Source organism: Enterococcus sp. XAF26B05_ASV22 (assembly GCF_056727285.1).
The window spans coordinates 2,165,064-2,188,201 of sequence record NZ_CM161538.1 but is presented as its reverse complement, the minus strand read 5'-3'; the positions used below and the strand labels follow the sequence as shown (position 1 = coordinate 2,188,201).

19 protein-coding genes and 1 other annotated feature are annotated in these 23,138 nt (G+C 36.0%); of the genes, 12 read left to right on the top strand and 7 right to left on the bottom strand.

Annotated elements, in window-relative coordinates:
• From AC1PU0_RS10835 to lpdA, 3 genes are all read left to right on the top strand, one after another.
• Window positions 1-978, top strand: a complete 978-nt coding sequence (locus AC1PU0_RS10835) for an alpha-ketoacid dehydrogenase subunit beta (RefSeq protein WP_025869282.1) — start codon at window positions 1-3, stop codon at window positions 976-978.
• Window positions 979-1,115: 137 nt separating this feature from the next.
• Window positions 1,116-2,756 carry a dihydrolipoyllysine-residue acetyltransferase gene (locus tag AC1PU0_RS10830; protein ID WP_206848175.1) on the top strand — a complete coding sequence of 547 codons (1,641 nt, stop codon included), beginning with the start codon at window positions 1,116-1,118 and terminating at the stop codon, window positions 2,754-2,756.
• Window positions 2,757-2,763: 7 nt separating this feature from the next.
• Window positions 2,764-4,170: a dihydrolipoyl dehydrogenase gene (gene lpdA / locus AC1PU0_RS10825; protein WP_010760823.1), complete on the top strand. Its 1,407-nt coding sequence runs from the start codon at window positions 2,764-2,766 to the stop codon at window positions 4,168-4,170.
• A gap of 58 nt (window positions 4,171-4,228) precedes the next feature.
• Here the strand turns inward: lpdA and AC1PU0_RS10820 are convergent, their stop codons facing one another.
• The 3 genes from AC1PU0_RS10820 to tyrS form a co-directional block, all read right to left on the bottom strand.
• Window positions 4,229-5,290: a glycosyltransferase family 39 protein gene (locus AC1PU0_RS10820; protein WP_479998319.1), complete on the bottom strand. Its 1,062-nt coding sequence runs from the start codon at window positions 5,288-5,290 to the stop codon at window positions 4,229-4,231.
• Window positions 5,291-5,894: 604 nt separating this feature from the next.
• On the bottom strand, window positions 5,895-6,209 hold the full coding sequence (locus tag AC1PU0_RS10815; RefSeq protein ID WP_206848177.1) for a YerC/YecD family TrpR-related protein: 315 nt from the start codon (window positions 6,207-6,209) through the stop codon (window positions 5,895-5,897).
• Between the two features lie 259 nt (window positions 6,210-6,468).
• The gene (tyrS, locus tag AC1PU0_RS10810) at window positions 6,469-7,737 is read right to left on the bottom strand and encodes a tyrosine--tRNA ligase (protein WP_111248309.1); all 1,269 of its coding nucleotides are present in this window, start codon (window positions 7,735-7,737) and stop codon (window positions 6,469-6,471) included.
• A 51-nt stretch (window positions 7,738-7,788) separates the two neighbouring features.
• Window positions 7,789-7,991 (bottom strand) — a binding site (T-box leader).
• Window positions 7,992-8,374: 383 nt separating this feature from the next.
• On the opposite strand from tyrS, the gene tyrP reads away from it, so the two are divergent.
• The 3 genes from tyrP to nhaC all read left to right on the top strand — a co-directional run bounded on the left by tyrP (window position 8,375) and on the right by nhaC (window position 13,214).
• Window positions 8,375-9,781, top strand: coding sequence for a tyrosine-tyramine antiporter (gene tyrP, locus AC1PU0_RS10805; protein ID WP_206848179.1), 1,407 nt, complete (start codon window positions 8,375-8,377; stop codon window positions 9,779-9,781).
• A 64-nt stretch (window positions 9,782-9,845) separates the two neighbouring features.
• The gene (gene tdc, locus AC1PU0_RS10800) at window positions 9,846-11,699 is read left to right on the top strand and encodes a tyrosine decarboxylase (protein ID WP_206834028.1); all 1,854 of its coding nucleotides are present in this window, start codon (window positions 9,846-9,848) and stop codon (window positions 11,697-11,699) included.
• Window positions 11,700-11,840: 141 nt separating this feature from the next.
• Window positions 11,841-13,214, top strand: a complete 1,374-nt coding sequence (gene nhaC, locus AC1PU0_RS10795) for a Na+/H+ antiporter NhaC (protein ID WP_206848180.1) — start codon at window positions 11,841-11,843, stop codon at window positions 13,212-13,214.
• A 67-nt stretch (window positions 13,215-13,281) separates the two neighbouring features.
• Here the strand turns inward: nhaC and AC1PU0_RS10790 are convergent, their stop codons facing one another.
• The gene (locus AC1PU0_RS10790) at window positions 13,282-13,710 is read right to left on the bottom strand and encodes a helix-turn-helix domain-containing protein (protein ID WP_111248305.1); all 429 of its coding nucleotides are present in this window, start codon (window positions 13,708-13,710) and stop codon (window positions 13,282-13,284) included.
• Window positions 13,711-13,831: 121 nt separating this feature from the next.
• Between AC1PU0_RS10790 and AC1PU0_RS10785 the strand changes: the two genes are divergently transcribed.
• Together AC1PU0_RS10785 and AC1PU0_RS10780 are read left to right on the top strand one after the other, a co-directional pair.
• Window positions 13,832-15,058 carry a serine/threonine protein kinase gene (locus AC1PU0_RS10785; RefSeq protein ID WP_206848181.1) on the top strand — a complete coding sequence of 409 codons (1,227 nt, stop codon included), beginning with the start codon at window positions 13,832-13,834 and terminating at the stop codon, window positions 15,056-15,058.
• 152 nt (window positions 15,059-15,210) lie between these two features.
• A complete protein-coding gene (locus AC1PU0_RS10780; RefSeq protein WP_206848182.1) occupies window positions 15,211-15,729 on the top strand; it encodes a DUF5067 domain-containing protein in 519 nt (172 codons plus the stop codon).
• 281 nt (window positions 15,730-16,010) lie between these two features.
• Here AC1PU0_RS10780 and AC1PU0_RS10775 read toward each other — a convergent pair whose 3' ends face one another.
• Window positions 16,011-17,057 carry an AI-2E family transporter gene (locus tag AC1PU0_RS10775; protein ID WP_111248301.1) on the bottom strand — a complete coding sequence of 349 codons (1,047 nt, stop codon included), beginning with the start codon at window positions 17,055-17,057 and terminating at the stop codon, window positions 16,011-16,013.
• Window positions 17,058-17,256: 199 nt separating this feature from the next.
• Between AC1PU0_RS10775 and AC1PU0_RS10770 the strand changes: the two genes are divergently transcribed.
• Genes AC1PU0_RS10770 through AC1PU0_RS10760 form a run of 3 tightly spaced genes read left to right on the top strand, consistent with a single transcriptional unit; the run spans window position 17,257 to window position 18,894 of the window.
• Window positions 17,257-18,555 carry a Y-family DNA polymerase gene (locus AC1PU0_RS10770; protein WP_206848183.1) on the top strand — a complete coding sequence of 433 codons (1,299 nt, stop codon included), beginning with the start codon at window positions 17,257-17,259 and terminating at the stop codon, window positions 18,553-18,555.
• Window positions 18,552-18,710 carry a hypothetical protein gene (locus AC1PU0_RS10765; RefSeq protein WP_479998316.1) on the top strand — a complete coding sequence of 53 codons (159 nt, stop codon included), beginning with the start codon at window positions 18,552-18,554 and terminating at the stop codon, window positions 18,708-18,710. Before AC1PU0_RS10770 ends, AC1PU0_RS10765 begins: the two co-directional genes overlap by 4 nt.
• The gene (locus AC1PU0_RS10760) at window positions 18,691-18,894 is read left to right on the top strand and encodes a hypothetical protein (RefSeq protein WP_479998314.1); all 204 of its coding nucleotides are present in this window, start codon (window positions 18,691-18,693) and stop codon (window positions 18,892-18,894) included. Before AC1PU0_RS10765 ends, AC1PU0_RS10760 begins: the two co-directional genes overlap by 20 nt.
• Window positions 18,895-19,027: 133 nt before the next feature.
• Here AC1PU0_RS10760 and AC1PU0_RS10755 read toward each other — a convergent pair whose 3' ends face one another.
• Both AC1PU0_RS10755 and AC1PU0_RS10750 read right to left on the bottom strand, forming a co-directional pair.
• Window positions 19,028-20,242: a YdcF family protein gene (locus AC1PU0_RS10755; protein ID WP_206848184.1), complete on the bottom strand. Its 1,215-nt coding sequence runs from the start codon at window positions 20,240-20,242 to the stop codon at window positions 19,028-19,030.
• 206 nt (window positions 20,243-20,448) lie between these two features.
• Entirely contained in the window at window positions 20,449-22,299 is a 1,851-nt protein-coding gene (locus AC1PU0_RS10750) for an ATP-binding protein (protein WP_206848185.1), read from the bottom strand.
• Window positions 22,300-22,409: 110 nt separating this feature from the next.
• Here AC1PU0_RS10750 and AC1PU0_RS10745 point away from each other — a divergent pair, with 110 nt between their 5' ends.
• On the top strand, window positions 22,410-23,138 hold the full coding sequence (locus tag AC1PU0_RS10745) for a response regulator transcription factor (protein WP_206834022.1): 729 nt from the start codon (window positions 22,410-22,412) through the stop codon (window positions 23,136-23,138).

Genomic DNA, 23,138 nt, shown 5'->3' with positions numbered 1-23,138 from the left:
ATGGCACAAAAAACAATGATCCAAGCAATTACAGATGCCTTAGCTCTTGAAATAGAGAAAGACGAAAACGTCTTGGTCTTCGGTGAAGACGTTGGTAAAAATGGCGGAGTTTTCCGTGCAACTGAAGGCTTACAAGAAAAATTTGGCGAAGACCGTGTCTTCGATACTCCTTTAGCAGAATCTGGAATTGGTGGTTTGGCTTTTGGTTTAGCATTAGAAGGTTACCGTCCAGTTCCTGAAATCCAATTCTTTGGATTCGTATTTGAAGTCTTTGACGAAATCGTAGGTCAAATGGCTCGTACTCGTTACCGTATGGGTGGCACTCGCAACATGCCTATAACTGTTCGTGCGCCATTTGGTGGTGGTGTGCATACACCAGAACTTCACTCAGATAACTTAGAAGGATTGATTGCTCAATCTCCTGGTATCCGTGTGGTTATCCCATCAAATCCATATGATGCAAAAGGACTATTGATTTCTGCAATCAGAAGTAATGACCCTGTTGTTTATTTAGAACACATGAAACTATACCGTTCATTCCGTGAGGAAGTGCCAGATGAAGCATACGAAGTGCCTTTAGATAAAGCAGCTGTAACCCGTGAAGGTACAGACGTTTCTATTATCACTTACGGTGCAATGGTTCGTGAAGCAATCAAAGCCGCTGACAACTTAGCGAAAGACAATATTTCTGTTGAAATCATTGACTTACGTACTGTCGCTCCTTTAGATGTTGAAACAATCATCAAATCAGTTGAAAAAACTGGTCGCGTAGTAGTCGTTCAAGAAGCACAAAAACAAGCTGGCGTTGGTGCTATGGTTGTTTCTGAAATTTCTGAACGTGCAGTTTTATCATTAGAAGCGCCAATTGGCCGTGTATCTGCACCAGATACAATCTTCCCATTTGGACAAGCAGAAAACATTTGGTTGCCAAATGCTAAAGATATCGAAGCGAAAGCTAGAGAAATCGCAGAATTTTAATTAGAAACTCAATAAAATTTACTTTAAAAATATGCCTTGATTTTCACGTGATAACTTATCACGTGGAAATTTAGCGCTGTTATTTTCAGTAAATGACTAGTTAGACAGATACGATAAAGGAAGGGAAGGCTTAAAAAATGGCTTATCAATTTAAATTACCAGATATTGGTGAAGGTATTGCAGAAGGCGAAATCGTAAAATGGTTCGTTAAAGCAGGAGATACCATCAATGAAGATGATACATTATTAGAAGTTCAAAACGATAAATCTGTAGAAGAGATTCCATCTCCAGTTACAGGAACAGTTAAATCGATCGTAGTACCAGAAGGCACTGTAGCAAATGTTGGAGATGTATTGATTGAAATCGATGCACCTGGACATCCTGAAAATGACGCTGCACCAGCAGCTCCAGCTCAAGAACAAACACCTGCACAACCAGCAGCTGTTCCAGAAGCACCTGCAACAGACAGTAATGGCGGTGTGTTCCAATTTAAATTACCAGATATCGGTGAGGGTATTGCAGAAGGCGAAATCGTAAAATGGTTCGTTAAATCTGGCGATACAATCAACGAAGATGATACTTTATTGGAAGTTCAAAATGACAAATCTGTTGAAGAAATTCCTTCACCAGTTACAGGAACAGTTAAAAACATCGTTGTTCCAGAAGGTACGGTAGCAAATGTTGGGGATGTATTGATCGAAATCGATGCACCAGGACATAATTCTGCATCAAGTTCAGCAGCGCCAGCAGCAAGTGCACCTGCTCAAACAGAACAAGCAGCACCAGCTCCAGCAGCGTCAACAGGTGTCGTAGCAGCGGCTGATCCAAACAAACGTGTGTTGGCGATGCCATCAGTACGTCAATTTGCTCGTGAAAAAGATGTAGATATCACACAAGTTGCACCAACTGGAAAAGGTGGACGTGTTACAAAAGCGGATATCGAAAGCTTTATTTCAGGTGGCGGACAAGCAGCAGCGCCAGCACAAGCTGAACAAACTGCAGCAGCTCCACAAGCTACAACTGAAACAGCGACACCAAAAGCACCAGCTAAACCATTTGTTTCTGACTTAGGTGAAGCTGAAACACGCGAAAAAATGACACCAACTCGTAAAGCAATTGCTAAAGCAATGGTGAACAGTAAACATACAGCTCCACATGTTACGTTACATGATGAAGTTGAAGTGTCTAAATTATGGGATCACCGTAAGAAATTTAAAGATGTTGCAGCAGCAAACGGTACGAAATTAACATTCTTACCTTACGTTGTGAAAGCATTGACAGCAACTGTTCAAAAATTCCCAATCTTGAATGCATCAATTGATGACGCAGCACAAGAAATTGTTTATAAAAACTACTATAACATTGGTATTGCAACAGATACTGATCATGGTTTATATGTACCAAACGTTAAAAATGCGAATACTAAGAGCATGTTTGCGATCGCTGATGAAATCAACGAAAAAGCAGCTCTAGCAATCGAAGGCAAATTAACTGCTGCGGATATGCGTGACGGTTCTATCACAATCAGTAATATCGGTTCAGTTGGCGGCGGCTGGTTCACACCAGTTATCAACTACCCTGAAGTTGCAATTTTAGGTGTTGGTACAATCGCTACTCAACCAGTTGTAAATGCAGACGGTGAAATCGTTGTTGGACGTGTTATGAAACTTTCAATGAGTTTTGACCACCGTATCGTTGATGGCGCAACTGCTCAAAAAGCAATGAACAACATCAAGCGTTTATTAGCTGATCCAGAATTATTATTAATGGAAGGATGATTATCACATGGTAGTAGGAGATTTCGCCATTGAATTAGATACAGTCGTAATTGGTTCAGGCCCTGGAGGATACGTTGCAGCGATTCGTGCTGCTGAAATGGGTCAAAAAGTTGCGATCATTGAACGTGAGTTTATCGGCGGTGTATGTTTAAACGTTGGATGTATTCCTTCTAAAGCATTGATCGCAGCTGGACATCACTATCAAGAATCACTAGATTCAACTATGTTTGGTGTAACAGCTAAAGATGTTGAGTTAGACTTTACAAAAACACAAGAATGGAAAGACAACAAAGTTGTTAATACGTTGACAAGCGGTGTTGGTTTCCTTCTTAAAAAACATAAAATCGAAATTATTGAAGGAGAAGCGTTTTTCGTTGATGAAAACACATTACGTGTGATTCATCCAGATTCAGCGCAAACATACTCATTCAATAATGCAATCGTAGCGACAGGTTCTCGCCCAATCGAAATTCCAGGATTTAAATTTGGCGGCCGTGTCTTAGATTCTACAGGTGGTTTGAACTTGAAAGAAGTGCCTAAGAAATTTGTGATCATCGGTGGCGGTGTTATCGGTGCAGAATTAGGTGGCGCATATGCGAACCTTGGTTCTGAAGTAACGATTTTAGAAGGTAGTCCTTCAATTTTACCAACATATGAAAAAGATATGGTTAAATTAGTTACAGATGATTTCAAGAAGAAAAATGTAACAGTTGTAACCAAAGCGATGGCTAAAGAAGCAATCGACAACGGCGACAGCGTAACGGTTAAATATGAAGTAGACGGCAAAGAAGAATCAGTAACTGCTGACTACGTAATGGTAACAGTTGGACGTCGTCCAAACACAGATGATCTTGGTTTAGAACAAGCTGGTGTTGAAGTTGGCGAACGTGGTTTAGTTAAAGTGGACAAACAAGGTAGAACAAACGTATCAAACATCTTCGCTATTGGGGATATCGTACCAGGCGCTGCTCTTGCTCATAAAGCAAGCTACGAAGCAAAAATTGCTGCTGAAGCAATTTCTGGTAAAAAAGTAGAAGTAGACTACAAAGCAATGCCTGCTGTAGCCTTCACTGATCCTGAATTAGCAAGTGTTGGTATGACAATTGCTGAAGCTAAAGAAGCGGGATTAGAAGCAACAGCTTACAAATTCCCATTCGCTGGTAACGGCCGTGCTATTTCTTTAGGTAAAACTGAAGGATTCGTACGTTTGGTAACAACAAACGAAGACAATGTCATTATCGGAGCACAAATCGGTGGAGTTGGCGCAAGTGATATGATTTCTGAATTATCATTAGCGGTTGAATCTGGCATGAATGCTGAAGATATTGCATTAACAATCCATCCACACCCATCTTTAGGGGAAATTACTATGGATGCTTCTGAATTGGCTTTAGGTTTGCCAATTCATATTTAAATAGCATATTTGTCACACAAAGAAAGACCGAGCTGGCCAGGCTCGGTCTTTTGTTTTTTTACATATTTAATGTTGTTGTTTTCGTCTGTTGAAAATGCAGAAAGAAACCATTGGCGGATAATATATAAATGGTGGGGAGGTACTGAATTAAATACCTCGACCTACCACCTTCAAATAAGAGTAAATATAAAAAAGCGCCCAAAATAGTTAATTTAAAGATGGCTAACAAAGTATCGTACTCATCATCGTTATATTGTTTTTTTGTAACCAATAACAGTCCAATCAAGGTAATGATCCACATAAAATGCATGAAAAAACGGACAGTTTTAACTTTTTCACCTTGCTGATAATAAGTATCTCTTAAAAAGGTTTGTATAGGATTAGTTGATTTTAGATAAATCTGAGGACCACCATCTATGCCCCAGCCAAAATCACCTCTGCTAGTATTGTTGAAATGTTTTTTCATTAGAAATTTAGTATAACCTGCAAAACCATAATTTTTAAGTCGTTCTACGATTTTGGTATTGGCGTAGTTTATTTTTTCCTTTTTTGTAGGGATGGAAATAATTGCTTGCGTGTCTTCTTCACTGAATCCTCCTGAACCAGTTAGTCCCATCATTACAAAATGTTGCCAAGGTTTAGCTTGGTCTTTATTAATAATAATAAGTTTTTGATGGTCTTCATACATATGAAAAAGTTTTATTGTTCCAGTAAAAGGTAGACAAAAGAGTAAAATAACCAGACCACATTTTTTTATCTTTATTTTTCCAGGAGTAGTCAATAAAACCAAGAGTTTAATCATAATAAAGGCAATTAGAAAAACTATCGAAGAAGGTTTTAAAAGGTAACAGATGGCAATTAAAATACCTAAAATAGCAATTAAGGTTTTAGTTTGATTTTTTTCAACGAGTGAATATACCCAAAAAATAAGGCTAACAACTAGCAACATAATAGTATCTGTGTAAACTACCAAGAGCCATGGTGATAAAGCAAGTGGAATAAAAGCTAAGTAAAAGGAGAGGTAGGCAATGTTTTTATTGAATAGATTTTTCGCTCTAAAAAAATAAAAATAAAGCCTATATCCATAAAAATTGTATTTATTAGTTGCCAATACAGCCAAGAATACCCTAGAGATTGATGAAAAACAGTGCCTATTTGACTTATAAAATACATTAAAAAGAAAAATAAAGTATTATTTGGGTTTTTTGATAAATAAATACTTGCGATAGAATCAGGTGAATTTTTGACCAACTCTGTTACACTAGCGTGAATAGCATCTACATCCCAACCAATTGGCACGTGAATGTAGTATAGAATAATAACCTGCAAAACAAGAGTTAAACAAAACAGTAATCGAGTAATTATAGTTCTATTCTTTTTAAAAATATCTATACATCTCGCTATTTTTTTTAGTATATGCGAACGGATAGTTTTTGAACACAGCGTGATGCTGCAAATAAAGACCAGGATTAGCATCACGTTCCAAATTTTATCACCAATGTTTGAACTATCTAACAGACAACTTCTAAGAGCACCGTAAAAAGTATATAGAATCGATAACAGAAATAGATAGTTTAAGAGTGAAAACATCGTTTTTTTCATTTAAATCTCCTCATAATTAGCATTAGTTACGTTCTTTTATAGATTAGTATAGATTCTTTTGTTATACACCCCTTTTTAGTGAATAATACAGTTTAATAAGTGGGGGGGGAATACTATATTTTCTAGCGATGGCGTTCTCTGTAATCTTGTTCATCGATTCTATGGACCATTTCAAGCAATCCACCATTTCCTTCATCTATAATTCGTTTCACTCTAGAAATCGTTGTAGTGCTGCTACCAGTGGCTTCTGCGATATCACTGTACGTTTTATTCAGTAAGAGTAACTTTGCGACTTCAAACCGCTGAATCATAGAATCTAGTTCCTTTAAAGTCATCAAGTCATCAAAATAATGGTAGCAATCTTGCAATGTTTCTAAAGCTAATAGAGAGCGGAAAAACTCATCACCGTGGCCGTCTTGTATCTTGTCGATTTTCATAAGTTCCTCCTAATTTAAAAGCTGAGTAGGGATGTAAAGCTGGATAACAACATACTGTAAAGATGTCTCACCTATACTATTTGATTTCCAACAAGCATTGTTTATTATAAAACTTTTTTTTATTTTGTCCAGTGAATTGAGTGAATGAATCAAAAAAAGAGCTAGGATATCACTCTAAGAGTCATATCCCAGCCCAAGAAATAAAATTAAGGGTTTAGCTTTTCTGCCCTAATCTCATTTAAACGAACGTCATTATTCTTTAGTTAGAAATTAATTTAACTAAAGTGTATTGTTTTTTACCTTTTCTCACAATAATGAATTTTCCATCAAAGCTATTTTCAGCAGTAACCACAAAATCCAATTCTTTAATTCGATCACCATTAATTGAAATAGCCCCATTTGAAATGTCTTCTCTAGCTTGTCTCTTAGAAGGTTCAATACCCAATTCAATCAGCCAATCTACAAGATTTTGACCAAGAGACGCTGTTTCAACAGTCGGCATATTTTTAAAGCCTTCTTCAATCTGTTTTGAAGTCAGATTTTTCACATTTCCTGAGAACAATGCCTCTGAAATTGCTAAAGCATCATCTAAATCTTTTTCACTATGCACAAATTTTGTCATTTCTGCAGCTAATACGCGTTGTGCTTGGCGTAAATGTGGTTCTGTTTGGACTTTAACTTCCAAGGCATCGATTTCTTCTTTTGTTAAGAAGGTAAAGAATTTCAAGTATTTGATTACGTCACGGTCGTCTTGGTTTACCCAGAATTGGTAGAACTCGTAAGGCGTTGTTTTTTCTGGATCCAACCAAACAGCACCACCAGCTGTTTTACCAAATTTTGTTCCATCTGCTTTTAACATCAATGGAATGGTTAAACCAAAGGCTTTTGCATCAGCGCCTTCTTTTTTACGAATCAAATCTAGGCCTGCGGTAATGTTGCCCCATTGATCTGCACCACCGATTTGCATGCGAACATTATTATTTTGGAATAAATGTAAAAAGTCCATTGATTGTAGAATTTGGTACGTAAACTCTGTAAATGAAATCCCTGTTTCTAAACGGCTAGCAACAATATCTTTCGCTAGCATTGTGTTGATATTGAAGAATTTACCGTAATCTCTCAAGAAATCCAGCAAAGTAAGGTTGTGCGTCCAATCGTAGTTGTTGACTAACGTTAATGTGTTATCTGTATCCACTGCAAATAATTTTTCCATCTGTCTTGTTAAAGAATCAACATTGTGTTGAACAGTTTCCATTGTTTGTAATTGGCGTTCTGTCGTACGTCCACTTGGATCTCCGATCGTGCCTGTTGCGCCACCGATCAAAATAAATGGATGGTGTCCAAATGCTTGGAATCTTTTTAGCATCATAAAAGGAATCAAATGCCCAATATGCATACTATCTCCTGTAGGGTCCACACCGCAATATAGTGAAATGCTTTCGGTTTCAACGTATTCACGTAAACCTTCGCTATCTGTTTGTTGGTTGATGGCGCCACGCCATTCTAATTCATCAATAATGTTTTTCATGTCTTTTCTTCCTCTCTTAAATAAAATAAAAACGTCCCATAGGCTATTAGCCTATGGGACGAACTTCGCCGTGTTACCACCCAAATTGTATATGAGTCATCATATACCTCTCAAATCTGTATCGTAGATAGACGCCTACTTACGGTAGGAAACTAAAAGTGTAATTCACAAAAAATGTATATGTCAACTCTCACTAAATGTTGACTCTCTGAAATAGGGACATTATTGCTACTTCGCTTTATTAACGTTTGATATGTTATTTTGTAGCAATTCTACGACAAATAAGCCAACTTGTCAAATCCTTCTTTTTTTCTATTATTATTTTTGAATGAGTTATTTCTCATATAAGTCGATGTTGATTTAATCTAGGTTTTTTGAATGAGTAGAGATGAAAGTGCTATTTCTAACAATTACGAACGAGCTTTTTACAATTAGCTATTTTATGTTATTTTTTTCACACAATCGCTTTAGTGCGGTAAAGTGTTGACGCGCTGTATAGAGTATATAAATGTTAAATAACAGGCTATTTTTTTAATTCTGCTCTTTTTGACTTGGAGTCTAAAGCTACCTATACTTTGGGAGTGATTTCACATGTGGGAAACAAAAAATAAATTTAATCAGGAGGTCAAATTGAAACATGAATAAGAAATTATCATTATTTGGATTAATTGGAATTACCATGGCCTTTTTTGGAACGGTTCGTAGTGTTCCAACATTAGCATCAACCGGCTGGGCACAAATATTTTATATGTTGATCGCAGCTTGCTGTTTTGCTTTACCAATTGCGCTGATTTCAGCTGAGCTATCAACTGGCTGGCCGGAAGAGGGTGGGCCGCAAGTCTGGGTACGTAATGCGTTTGGTGAAAAATGGGGGTTTGTTACTTCGTGGTTATTATGGGTACAAATGTTTTTCGGAATGGTGATGGTCGCTTCAACTGTAGGTGTATTACTAGGTTACGTGATCGACCGTCCAGATTTAGGGCATAATAATTTATTTATTTTTATTATGATATTGATTTCTTATTGGGGCATTACGTTACTTAATTTGAAATTTGACATGGTAAAAATTGCTGGTGACTGGGGCGCTGTGATCGGTGTTTATATTCCATTCGTTGCGTTAGTTGTTTTAGGCATGATGTACATGGCAAAACACGGAATCAACCAAGATAGCTACTTAGGTCATTTTGAAGCAAGCAAATTATTACCAGATTTTAGTGATTTAGGTAGCTTACCAACATTAACAGGGATCATCTTTATCTTTGCGGGAGTAGAAATTTCATCTGTTCATGCAAACAATATCGATAATCCCAAACGTAATTATCCAATTGCAGTTATTGCATCTGTTTTACTATTAGTTGTGTTTAACTTAGCTGCTGGTTTAAGTGTAGCAGATAGTGTACCAGCTGGAAAAATGGAACTTGCTAACATCACACAACCATTTGTGATTATGACTCAAGACCTGGGGATTCCTGCGATTTTCAACAATATTATTTCCTTGATGATTTTAATCGGTGTTTTAGTTCAATTGAGCGCTTGGGTCTTAGGTCCAAGTAAATCAATGATCAAAGTTGCAGAAGAGGGAAACTTACCACCATTCTTCCAAAAACGGAATGCAAAAGGGATTCCAATTGTTTTTGTTATGATCCAAGCGATTGTTATTTCACTTGTGTCCTTTTTATACGTAGTAGTTCCGGATATTAGTGCCGCTTTCTTGATCATCACGATTACAACAACGATCCTTTATTGTGTGGTGTATCTATTGATTTCACTTTCAGCTATCAAATTACGCTATAGCATGCCAACAGTTGAACGTCCATTTAGATTAGGCAGTAAAGGAAACGGTTTGATGTGGGTTGTTTCAGCTCTAGCAATTGTGAGTGTTATTATCACGATTCTAGTCAGTTTGATTCCGCCAACCTCCGTTCCTCAAAGTGGACACGTAGCCTATGTTATTTATCAAGTAGCAGCAACAGTCATCATGATCGGTATTGCCTTGATCATTTATAAGAGAAAGAAACCAGAATGGAAAAAAACGGATAAATAAGAGACGACAATTAAAAATAAATATTTTAGCATGATCAATTATGAAACTATTGGAGGAAAATATCATGAAAGATTTCAACACTGATGATACAAATTTAAAAGCTTTATTTATCGGGGATAAAGGTGAAAATGTTGATTTATTCAAAGAACTGCTAAATAAAATGATCGATGAACATGTGGGCTGGAGACAAAACTATATGCCACAAGATTTACCTGTTATCTCACCCCAAGATAGAAGTTCTAAAAGTTTCCAAGAAACAGCAGATAATATGAGAAGTGTCTTCAATGTGTTGTCTTCTCGTTTACGTACAGAATCACTTCCATGGCACTCAGCAGGTCGTTTTTGGGGACATATGAACGCTGAAACGTTAATGCCATCCATTATTGCCTATACAACTGCAATGCTTTGGAACGGCAATAACGTGGCGTATGAATCATCACCAGCAACGTCACAAATGGAAGAAGAAGTTGGGTTGGAATTTGCTACATTGATGGGGTACAAAAATGGTTGGGGTCATATCGCAGCAGATGGTTCTATCGCAAACTTAGAAGGTCTATGGTATGCCCGCAATATGAAATCTTTACCATTTGCCATCAAAGCCGTTGTGCCAGAAATGGTTGCAGGCAAAACAGATTGGGAATTATTGAATATGTCAACAACAGAAGTCTTAGATATGTTAGATCAAGTCCAAGATAATGTTGACGAAATCAAAGCGCAATCAGCTCGTAGCGGTAAAAACTTGGATAAATTAGGTAAATGGATCGTACCACAAACGAAACACTATTCATGGTTAAAAGCCGCTGACATTATTGGGATTGGGTTAGATCAAGTGATTGCGGGTGAAGTCAATAGCGAATACCGTATGGATATTGACAAATTAGAAGTACAAATTCGTAATTTAGCAGCTCAAGGTATTCCAACACTTGGTGTCGTTGGCGTTGTTGGTTCAACTGAAGAAGGGCAAGTTGACCGTATTGATCAAATCATTGCTTTACGTGATAAATTAGCCAAAGAAGGCATCTACTTCTATGTACATGTTGATGCAGCATATGGCGGTTATGGACGCTCTATTTTCTTAGATGAAAATAATCAATTTATCGAATGGGATAAAATTGAAGAAACATATGCTAAACATAACATCTTTCAAGAAAAAAATGATTGGTTAACAAGAGAAGTTTATGACTCTTTCAAAGCAATCGAACAAGCTGAATCTGTAACGATTGATCCACATAAAATGGGCTATATTCCGTATTCAGCTGGTGGTGTCGTAATCAAAGATATCCGTATGCGTGACGTGATCTCTTACTTTGCGACTTATGTATTTGAAAAAGGAGCAGATATTCCAGCGTTATTAGGTGCGTATATTCTTGAAGGCTCTAAAGCGGGCGCAACAGCTGCAGCCGTTTGGACTGCTCATAAAGTATTACCATTGAACGTAACAGGTTATGGTAAATTAATGGGAGCAAGTATTGAAGGAGCTTATCATTTCTATCACTTTATCGATGGCTTAGAATTTAAAGTTGGCGACAAAACAATCGAGATCCATGCGTTAACAAAACCTGATTTTAACATGGTGGATTATGTATTCAATGAAAAAGGCAATACAGACCTTGTGAAAATGAACAAATTAAATCATGATTTCTATGATTATGCATCTTATGCAAAAGGTGGATTATATAACAATGAATTCATCACTTCACATACAGATTTTGCTATCGAAGAATACGGTCACAGCCCGTTTGAATTTGTTAATAGCTTAGGATTTTCACGAGCAGAATGGGAACGTGCAGATAAAGTAACGATTTTACGTGCCGCTGGAATGTCTCCATATATGAATGACAAAGATGTTTTCGATGAGTATGGTGAAAAAATTAAACAAGCCATACAAGAAAAATTAGAGGCAATCTACGCTGAATAAATAAACAAGAAAAGCAGTTGATCACTGTGGGTGTGGCAAAGCGATTAATTCGCTTTGCCATAGCTGAGCTTTTCTATAAAAAAATAGAATAGAGAGAAGTGTTGTTTTTAAACTCTCTATTAAAAATGTGAGGAACACTGTATGAAAAAATATCAAGTAAATTTTAATGAAGCTGTTTTTTTATTGATTACATTATTATTGATGATCGGAACTAGTATTATTGGGTTTGGTATTCCTGCTCATGTAGCTATTTTGAGTGGGATTGGTTACTTGCTCTTATTTGCGGTGTATAAAAAGTATTCTTGGGATTTCATTCATGGTGCATTAGTCGATGGGGTATCTTCAGGTATCATCCCCATGTTGATTTTTATTCTAATCGGCGCGTTGATTAGCGTTTGGATTGCGGCAGGAACGATTCCAACCATCATGGTTTTAGGCTTTTCTTTTTTGTCGGTGAACTATTTTGTCCCAACTATTTTTATTATTTGCGGTATCGTAGGTGGTGCAGTCGGAAGCTCTTTCACTACGATTTCAACGATTGGGATTGCATTTTTAGGAATGGGTGGCTTGATTGGAGTCGATCCTGCATTGACAACAGGTGCCATTGTTTCAGGTGCATTTTTAGGAAATTCGATTTCGCCACTTTCAGACACAGTGAACTTAGCAGCGGCGATTTCAGAAGTCGATTTATTTGACCATTTGAAAAATACATATAAAACAGCAATTCCAGCAGCTGTGCTTTCGTTCGGTTATTTTTTAGTCATGGGATTACACTATGATGGGGCTTTGGATAATACAAGCGTTCACGATATTGTAAATACACTAGATAATCATTTTACGATTTCTTTTGTTGAGTTAATTCCATTGGCAATTTTATTTGTTTGTGCGTGGAAGAAAATTCCGGCAATTCCTACATTACTGTTGAGTATTTTTACATCATTGAGTTTGATGTTCTTTACGAATGCTCATTTTTCATTTATCGATACAGCAGAGATAATCCAAAATGGTTTTGTGTCTCATACTGGCAATACACAAGTTGATGAATTACTTTCTAGAGGTGGTATCCAAAGTATGATGTGGTCAGTATCTTTGATTATTTTAGCCTTAGCTTTGGGTGGACTATTAGTAAAAATGGAAATTATTGATTGTTTGCTTTATCAGTTTGAAACAGCGATTAATAACAGTCAAAAGCTGATTTTTGTTACAATGATGAGTTCAATCGGAATCAATGTGCTGATCGGTGAACAATATCTGTCAATCATTTTACCAGGAAAATCATTTATTGCTAAATTTAAAGAGAAGAAAATTCCGTTGTCTATGCTGTCTAGAAGTTTGAATGATGCAGGATCAGTAGTTAACCCACTGATTCCATGGGGCGTAAGTGGTGTCTTTATTTCAGCAACATTAGGGATTGGCACAATAGACTATTTGTCATATGCGGTATTCTGTTATATATTACCGGTAGTGTCATTTTTAGTCACGATTATTGATAAAAAGAAAACTAAAGCAGAATAAAAAAAACATGAGGTTGGGATTCACGGCATTACATCCCATTCTCATGTTTGTATGCGGATAAACGCAATTATTCACCAAATGTTTTAAGACCTTCATTATACAGATAATCATCGATTTCTGGAATAGCTAGTCCATGTGAAATACCGTAAATAACGACAGCGTCCCAAGGATGTTTCGGATAAAGTTGAGCATAGCCAGTTTTTTTCATCAGTTCATTGGTTTCTTCCAAAGTTAATTCCAAGCCGATCGTCAAGGCAATGACTTTTTCTCTGGAGGGATTCCGTTTACCATCAAAGTATTGGTAGCCAGTTGCCTCAGTAATCCCAGCTTTTTTTAGTACAGCACTTTTTGAGCGTTTTTTCTCATGTAACCAATAAGCTAAATAGTTTTTTAGGTTTTGATCAATGACATATTGGCGTGTTTCGGATAAAACCGTTTGAAAATCTTCGGCTTGTTTGAGTGAGTGCAGCAATTTGTCTGTATCTTTTTCATGCATATTTGTTCTCCCCTATAGTTGAACTAAATTATACTATACATCGATTTTAACAAAGATAAATCCTATTACAACTATTTATTTGCTATAATTAAAAAGTAAATCAAATCAATAGAGTGTAATCATGGAAAACATCAAAAGTGAGCCAGCTCTTTGCTATAAAGAAATAGAACCTTTAACAGATAAAACCAATGGACCCATTCTTGTTCGGAAGAAGGACACTAAAGAATTTTTTGTGAAAAAGTGCTATCCATTATATTTAGAAGAGCATCTACTCACACTTCAAAAAATCAAACATGCTCATTTACCTAAAATTCAAGAGCTGATTGTTCAAGAAGGAAAGCTGTGGTTGTATGAAGAATTTGTTCAAGGGAAAACGTTGACTGAAGTGATTCAAACATCTGAAAGGTTAGAAACAAATCAAATTATAACGATTGCAATGTCTATCTTAGAGGCATTAGGTGCCTTGCATAAGAAAGGGTTAGTCCATCGAGATGTAAAACCTGGGAATATTATGATGACAAATGAGGGAAATGTAAAATTGATTGATTTTGATGCAGTTCGGGCTGTTGACGGAGGGAAAGAAAATGATACGGTCCAGTTAGGCACAATGGGTTTTGCTTCACCAGAACAGTTTGGTTTTGCAGAATCTGATGAACGGAGTGATCTATATTCATTAGGAGTTGTGATGAATATTTGCTCAGTACAAGAGTACCCCAAAAAGTATTTGACAGAAGATCATGCACTTAGAGGAATCATTCGTAAAGCTACAAAACTGGAACCAGCAGAACGTTATCAGTCTGCTTTAGAAATGCATCTGGCTCTTAGACAGCAACTGTCACGGCGGATAGTTGCAGCCAAACGAAGCAAACCCAAAGCGGTTACTTATGAAAACAGACCAACAAAAATGTCTACCACTATTAGATTAATTACCGCTAGATGGTCCACAAACAAACACGTGAGGCAGTTTGTTCGCATAAAAAATCCTCTGACAGAAGCCGTTGCTCGTTTTTTTAGGAAGTATATCCCAGGTTTTCGAACGGAAACGATCTGGAAAAGAGCAATTGCCATCGTCTGGTATAGTATTTTGTTTATTGGGATAGCAGGAAATGTAATGGATCAACCTACAGGTAGTTTGAAGATGAGAGAATTGTTTGATTATCTTCTGATTTTTGGATTTCCGGCGGTTTTATTCACTAATTTTTTAGATTATCAAAGAAAGTTACCGTTGTTTTCTTCTGAAAATAAGTTGTATCATTATTTAGGATATGGGGGATTATTATTATTTTGGCTTGTGTTTACAAAAGCGGGGTTAGAGCTTAATTCGTTTATATACAAGTATTTTAATTAATAAAACAGGCTTATTCTGTCATACGAATCATGACTATTCGTAGTAGAATAAGTTTTTTTGTATTAGATTATGCAAAATGCATAAGATTATTTTTGGTTTATTGGGTAATATCAAGGTGTATTAACGGACTAAATAACAAAGGAGACAGCAAAATGAATGTGAAGAAAATTGTTTTGATCGGGGTCGGCGTTTTAGTAGTAGGCGGTATTTTAGCCAATATGGGGTCAGATTTTAAAGAAGAAGTAAAAGCAAAAAAAGAAACAACAACAAGTACCGTTGCTAAAAGCCAAGAATCAGAAGTAGAATCAGCTGCAACAGATGCTGGTGATCTAGGTGATTATCATGTCGTGATCAAAGACTTGACCTTTGCCAAAGACTACATTGGAGAAGATGTCGCTGTAATCGATTATGAATTTACGAACAATAGCGATAAAAATGCGATGTTTTTAACCTCAATCTCAACAAAAGCTTTTCAAAATGGTATTGCATTAGACTCAGCAATTATGGGAGAAGAAGGGTACGTAGATTCAATGACTGAAATTCAACCAAGAGCCACATTGAATTTGAAAGTGCCATATAAATTAGCAGACATGTCAACGCCAGTATCTGTTGAGGCAACGAAATTATTCAGTGATAAAGTGAAATTGACAAAAGAGTTTGTTTTACAGTAAAACGAGATTTACTATAAAATAGTTGTAAAAGGTGGTACAGCTAGTTTTTTTCTTGGAGTAAAGAAGAACTAGTTTTTAGCTTCAAAGGGAGCAAAGGAAAATTGATTTTCCTTATATATGGCCGTGTATTGGGGTATTGATCAGGTAGCTGTAAAGATATAGTTATTTGGTCCGAAATCAATTAGTCTTTGCTGCCTGACTGATTTTCCAAATACGAAAACAGCCAAAACCACAAGAACGTGAATGTCTGGAGAAAATTCCAACATTCACGTTCTTTTTTATCAATTATTTTCTGGATCGTGTGGTATTTTTTCAGTAACAGAATGAATTGGTTTAACCTTTAAAATATCTAAAAAGAAAGTGAAAATCGGGATACCAACGATGAGTCCCCAAACGCCAAATAGCCGTTCACTGATCAGTAAAATAACGAATGTATAAAAAATTGGTAAATCTGTTTTACTAGACATAAATTTAGGATTCAACACATAAGACTCAAATAAATGGACGACGATAATCACAATTAAAATATAAATGACATCATTGATTCCACCTTCTGAATAAGCGATAAAACTCAATGGAATACAGGAGATGATGACTCCTGCGACGGGGATCAAACTCAAGATAAAAATCATGATTGCTAAACTTGGTAGTTGATGAAACCCGATCAAAGCCAAGCAAATCGTTGTAATACTGGTATTCACAACAGCAATAAAAAATTGAGCTTCCATTACCACGCCAAAGGTATTTACAAATTTATCAGCAAAGAAATAAATATCTTGAAAGAACCAGTCAAAATCACTTTTCAAAAACAACTTAGAAAATTCTGTCATCTGTTTTTTCTCGATCATGAAAAAGAAACTTAGGATGAATGAAAGAACAAAGGACAATCCAAGCGAACCGATGTCTTGAATATAACGTAAAATCACACTTGCGCCATTTTGGATTTGAGACATTAAATTCGATTTTTCTAGATAATCATCAATGATCATCAACAACTGATTGTGATCATCTCCCGGATTTTGATAAAAATGAACAACTGAATTATACATTTGAGCAGTTTGATGAATAAGAACAGGTACATATTTTGTAATGGCCAGATAAATTAAGAAAACAATCAAAGAATAGGTGGCTAAAACGAGTATCAATGATGGAATCTTAAAAAAATGCTGAACAAATTTCACGAAATGAAGTACTAAAAACGTAAAAATGAATGTTAATAAAATCATTGTGATCATACTTCTAGCTAAAAATAGGACAAAAATAACAACAGCTAAAACAAAAAAACGTCTTAACCGCTCGTTTTGAATAAATTTTTCATAAATCGACACAGACTTCACTCCTTTTAATCAGTAACTTAATTCTATATAAGATAACTATAATGCTTTTTCTCATTTTAAGATAGCAGTTTTATCTATAATTCTAAAAAAAATTTATTTCTCATATACAAATTTAAAAAAATGTTCCCCTTTACAAAAAGAACGCATGTTCGTATAATTAGGTATGGAATAAAACAAGGAGAGGAATGCTATGTTTTTTGATTATGAAAAAGAGCCTAGAAGAGTGATTTTTTGTATAGATGTAAAATCTTTTTACGCTTCAGTTGAATGCGTTGCGAGAGGATTTGATCCGCTTGAAAAAATGCTGGTCGTGATGAGTCATGCTGAAAATAGCGGGGGGATCGTTCTAGCTTCTTCTCCAAAGGCGAAGAAAGTTCTTGGTATCACCAATGTAACACGTAAATATGATGTACCAGATCACCCAGAATTAGTGATTGTTCCGCCACGAATGAATGAGTATATCAAGGAAAACATGAAAATCAATGATATCTACAAAGAATATGTAGCAGAGGAAGATTTACATATTTATTCAATCGATGAATCCTTTTTAGATGTAACGGCAAGCTGGAAATTATTTGGTCAAACACCGATAGAACTAGCTAAGATTATTCAGCAAAGAATCAAGAAAGAGACAGGACTAGCAATCACGGTCGGTATTGGAGACAATCCATTATTAGCTAAATTAGCGATGGATATTGATGCCAAGCATAATAAGGAGCGCTTAGCTAAATGGCATTATGAAGATGTAGCTGAAAAAATTTGGACAATTGAACCGATGTCTGAGATGTGGGGAATCGGTCAACGATTAGTGAAACGATTAAATAATTTGGGTATCCGTTCTATTTATGATCTGGCCCATGCAGATTTGACGAGTTTAAAACGAAATTTAGGGATTATTGGGGAACAGCTGTATGCCCATGCTCATGGTATCGATCGCAGCCGTTTATCTGAAAAATATATACCAGAAGAACGATCGTATAATAATTCTCAGATCTTGATGCGGGATTATTTAAGACAAGACGAAATCGAAGTCGTGATTCGAGAAATGGCAGAACAAGTAGCGACAAGACTTAGAAAAGCTCAGTGTCAGACGGAGTGTGTCCATCTATCTGTCGGCTTTTCACGAGCCTCTAAGTCTGGTGGGGCAAGTTTTTCAAGGCAAATGAAAGTGCCTCTAACGAATAGTAGTAAGGTGTTGATTGACTATTGTTTGATGATTTTCAGACAGAATTGGCATGGAGAGGAAGTACGACATATTGGAATTACCTATTCCAAACTGAATTATAATACTTATGTACAATTAGATTTATTTCATGAACCAGATGAGCAGATGAAAGAACAAAAACTAGATCAATTGATTGATGAAATCCGTCAACGTTTTGGCTACGTTTCTTTAGTCCATGCAAGTTCAGTATCGTCTGGTGGTACAGCAATTTCAAGAGCATCATTAGTCGGTGGACATGCTGGAGGAATGGAGGGCTTGCAATGAGCAAGGAACGGGATTATTATTTTGAGCAATATCAAGATCGTAAAATGAAAAAATGGGCCGGTTTTTACTTGTCTGAACATACTGCGATGATTGAAAAAGAGAAAAAGAGACAGCCAACAAAAAAAGAAAACTCAAATGAGTTGGATAGAAATTGATGCGGTATTAGCTCAGGCTTTTCAAAATCAAGTTGAAGTGATGATTCAAAAAGAAGAATTAGATTGTGAAGGGAATTATGGAGCGGATATTGTCGGGATGATTCAAGGACATGATGAGTTAGGTATTTATGTGGATGGTCACAAGATTGGCTATGACGAGATCCGTCATGTTCAGTTTCGTTAAAAAAAACGGATGTGATACAAAAGAAAAAATCGCTTTTGTATCACACCCTAAATGCGAATAACTAGTTGGAGCAGAAGCAATCCCTTCTTATTTCTCGGAATTAAACGCATCTATCTCAGCCTCAGTTTAATTTTTAGTAATGAGAGACCAGAAAAAATTGAGCTAATGCTGAAAGGATCATCATTAAAGCAATCAAACCACATATAATTAAGTGGCGCCGTTTATGCATCATTACGATTGCAATGAATTCTCTTAAAAACGCATTTGGCAAAAAGTAAAAGGCTGTTTTCACACCAATCCCATCTGCTTTTAGATTGGCCATTTTCGCAAAAAGACCTGCACGAAACAGATGGAAATTATTAGTAGTGAAGAGGGCATGGAAGTCTGTTCCCCCAAAATCTGTTTCGATGATTTCTTTAGAAAATTTCATATTTTCTAAAGTATTTTTTGAATTTGTTTCAACTAAAATATCTTCTTCTGGAATTCCTTTTTCAAGAGCATAATGTTTCATTGCAAGACTTTCAGCGATATGTTCATCGTCCCCTTTGCCCCCGGACATAACAAGTTTAGGTGGATTTAAAGTAGCGCTGGATTGAGCTTTATAAAATTGAATGGCTTTTTCGATTCGTTTCCCTAATAGGGGCGGTACCGTTTTCCCGTCAATCAAACCTGAACCTAAAACAATGATGTAATCTTGAGTATATTTAGGCTGATTGAATTGATAAATGACGGAAATCGTTAGAAAATTATAAAAAACGATAGAAAAATAAAACATAGTTAGTGGTAAAATCCCAAAGAGTAATGAGGCCCACTGTGGTAAAATTCGTGTTGAATAATGATTGAAAATCAGGAAGGCTGTTAAGCCAATGGCTAAAAGCAATGTCAACAAATTGGCTAAAGAATGACCTTCTTTCCGCATAACAACAATTGCATTCCAATACAAGAAAACAAGCAACGCATAAAGGCCAATCAAGAGAAGCACTAATAAGGCAATACCTGTGATTCCCGCCAAAATAATCAATAATGGATTGTATGTTCTAACAAGTAAGACACCCAAATAAGTCATGCCAATGAGTAGAAATAAATTGAACAATAATCCGTTTATCAATCTACGTTTTTCTTTAAAATAACTGAAAAGAAAAAGAAGTAAAAAGCTTGAGGGAATCAAAAAATAATAAGTGTGAAGCTGTGCTTCCAAATAAATGACATAGACGATAAAACAAATCGAAAACCAAAGCAATTCATAAAATTTCCAATCCTTGTTCAGCTTTTGCTGACGCCACTTTGGAATCGTGAACATGCCAATAAGATAAATAATACCAATGATAATACTAAAATAATTCCCCATAGTAGAACTCCTTCAATGAATGATTTCCTTATTAGTATAACGAAAAATGAGTGAAAAAAATACTATAACGTTTATTTTATACTACTCAGAAATGAGGACATCTAAATGAATAACGTTCAATATACTATAGCAAGTGAGTGTTAACACGCTTACTGAGGCTAAAAACCGCAGAATACATGTTCAGTATTGTGCGGTTTTTAGTCCAATTATTTGCAAGAGCAGACGGGAAACGTGATAAAAAAACTAGTTCCAGCGCCTTCTGTTGACTCTAATGAGAGATGCCATTCATATTTTGCAACGATTGAAGTCACTGCAAACAAACCAAGACCAGTACCTTCATCAGCAGATTTCGTTGTGAAGAAGGGTTCAAATATTTTTTCTCTTAACGTTGCTGGGATTCCAGAACCATTATCTGAGATTTCTAATGTAACAAATGTGTCAACATGATTCATTCGGTGATTATCAGCTTTTAAGAAATCCGTTAATTCTTTTGAAGCTGGGGCAACAACGATTTGAATCTTTTGCGGTTTGTTTAGGTTTTCTTTTGTTGCTTGATAGGCATTTGTGATCAAATTATAGATCAAATTCTGCAAATCGATTTCTTCTAATTTCGTGGTTCCCAAATTTTCTTGAATAGATAGGGTCAGTTGAACTTTTTTTGGAATAATTTCTCCAATCAAATGAGTAGCTACACCAATAGTCGCTGAGATATCGATCCATTCTTGAACACTTTTTTGAGTTTTAGAAAAGCGTAGGACATTTGACGAAAGTTGTTTTCCTTTTTGAGCAGAATGTAAAATTTCTTCTAAATCAGCCTCTAATACTGGATCATCGCTATGTTCTTCTAGTAACAATTGGGTGTTGCCGATGATTGGTGTTAAAAAATTATTCATATCATGGACGATCGAGGTCGTTAGTAAACCAACTGTTTCCATTTTATTTCGTTGATATAATTCTAATTCAAGTTGATGTTGAATTTTTTGTTGTTTTTGTTTTTCGATCAGTTGCCGATTTTCTGCTTCAATCGTTTCTTTTTTTCTGAAATTATGAATAAAAAGCGAGCAAATAATGATCAATAGTAATAATAGGACTAAAAGAAAAGATAAAGCGATCACAAAATTAAGGATAGCGTCATTTCGTTCATTATAATCCGCGTTGATTGCAACGACCCAATGTGCAAGGCCAACATCGATCCATTGAAATGCGCTGATTTTCAAGACTTCTCTTGGTATGTCTTCATCCCACCAATAAGAGTTGTAAGTCAATTTTCCGGAAGGATGATTGAGCTGATATTTTTCCAAGCGTTTTAAATCAGAATAATCAAAGTCAGGGTAAATTTTTTCTCGGTCTTTGATAATATCTAAACCGACTTGCTCCTTTACTGGATGCATGACAACGGTCATTGATTGATCTTTGATCATCGGGTAGCCTTTATACCCAACTTCAAAATCTTGTAAAAAATTCTTATAGAAAGCCTCTAATTTTAGCGGTAAAATCAAATAACCATCGATATTGCCAGAAGAAGTTTTAATTTCCTGATAAAAATTAACATACGCTTTTTTATTGATAAAATAAGAGTCCCCATTTTGTGCGGTTGGTTTGGCCAAAAGCTGTTTTAAAGATAGATCATGGCTAATAAATGGGCTAATGGTTTGAAGGTCAGCAATTGATACTTGTTTGTTTTTAGAATCCCAGTGAAATGCGTATAGAGGTGTTCCATCTGGTTTCATGTAAAAAAGTGCATCTGCTTCATCATTTAATGATTCAAAAAATGTATTCAAAGAAGAAGAGCTATTTTCGAGATAAGTTGCAGGGGTATCACTGTTCTTTAAGTTCCCATCAATAGCCAGATAATTGAGTGCTTGGTGTCGATTTTTCATAGAAAGTTGTATCACTTTTCCAACATATTCTGTCGATTGCAATAAAAAATCTTGTCCACTGGCGGTAGTTGTTTTGCGAATGACGGAAAACCCGCGAATTGCAAAGAAAACTGACACAACAATAAAGACGATCATTGCGGCTATCATGATGTTCACAATTCTATTCGTTCGTTTCATTGGTCTAGCTCCTTTTAACATTTGTTCGCAACTTAACAAGTTCATGTTGAAATGTAAAGATAATTCCGCTATTGTATAGATAATGTAAAAACAATAATGAGGTGTGTACGTTGCGTAACGAAAAAATTTTAGTGGTAGATGATGATCCTGCAATTCGCCGGTTGATTTGGAAGTCGCTTCAGTCGACGGGATTGTTGGTCTATCAAAGTGATACGATTGAGAAAACATTAGATATCATGAACCGAGTGACGTTTCAATTATTTCTCTTAGATGTAAGTTTAGAACATGAAAATGATGGGTATCATTTGGCTCAGCTGATTCGAGAACGTCAACCTTTGACACCGATTATATTTGTTAGTGGGAAAAAAAGCGAGCAAGATATTATCAGTGGTCTAGAATCTGGAGGGGATGTGTATCTTTCTAAACCATTTGCACCGAATGTTTTACGAGCCCAAGTCGTTAATATATTAAACCGAACAGAACAGTTATTGACATTAAGTCAGCAACGTGAAGAAACGATGCTGCGAGATGGAATTTTTTCATTTGATAAAAATCAATATCAATTTAGTAAAAATGGTGAAATTGTAAATATGACTTCTAAAGAAATCATGATGATTTTATTTTTCATGGAAAATCCTTATCAAGTGTTTAGTAAAGAACAGATATATGCTAGTGTTTGGAGCGATGGAGAGTTGGATAAAAATTTGATCACCGTATATATTAATTACTTAAGAAATAAAATCGAAGATGACCCCAAAAAACCGAGATACTTACAAACTGTTTGGGGCATCGGCTATCTTTTTAATCCAGAAGGGAAAGAGTCTGGTGCAAATGCGTAG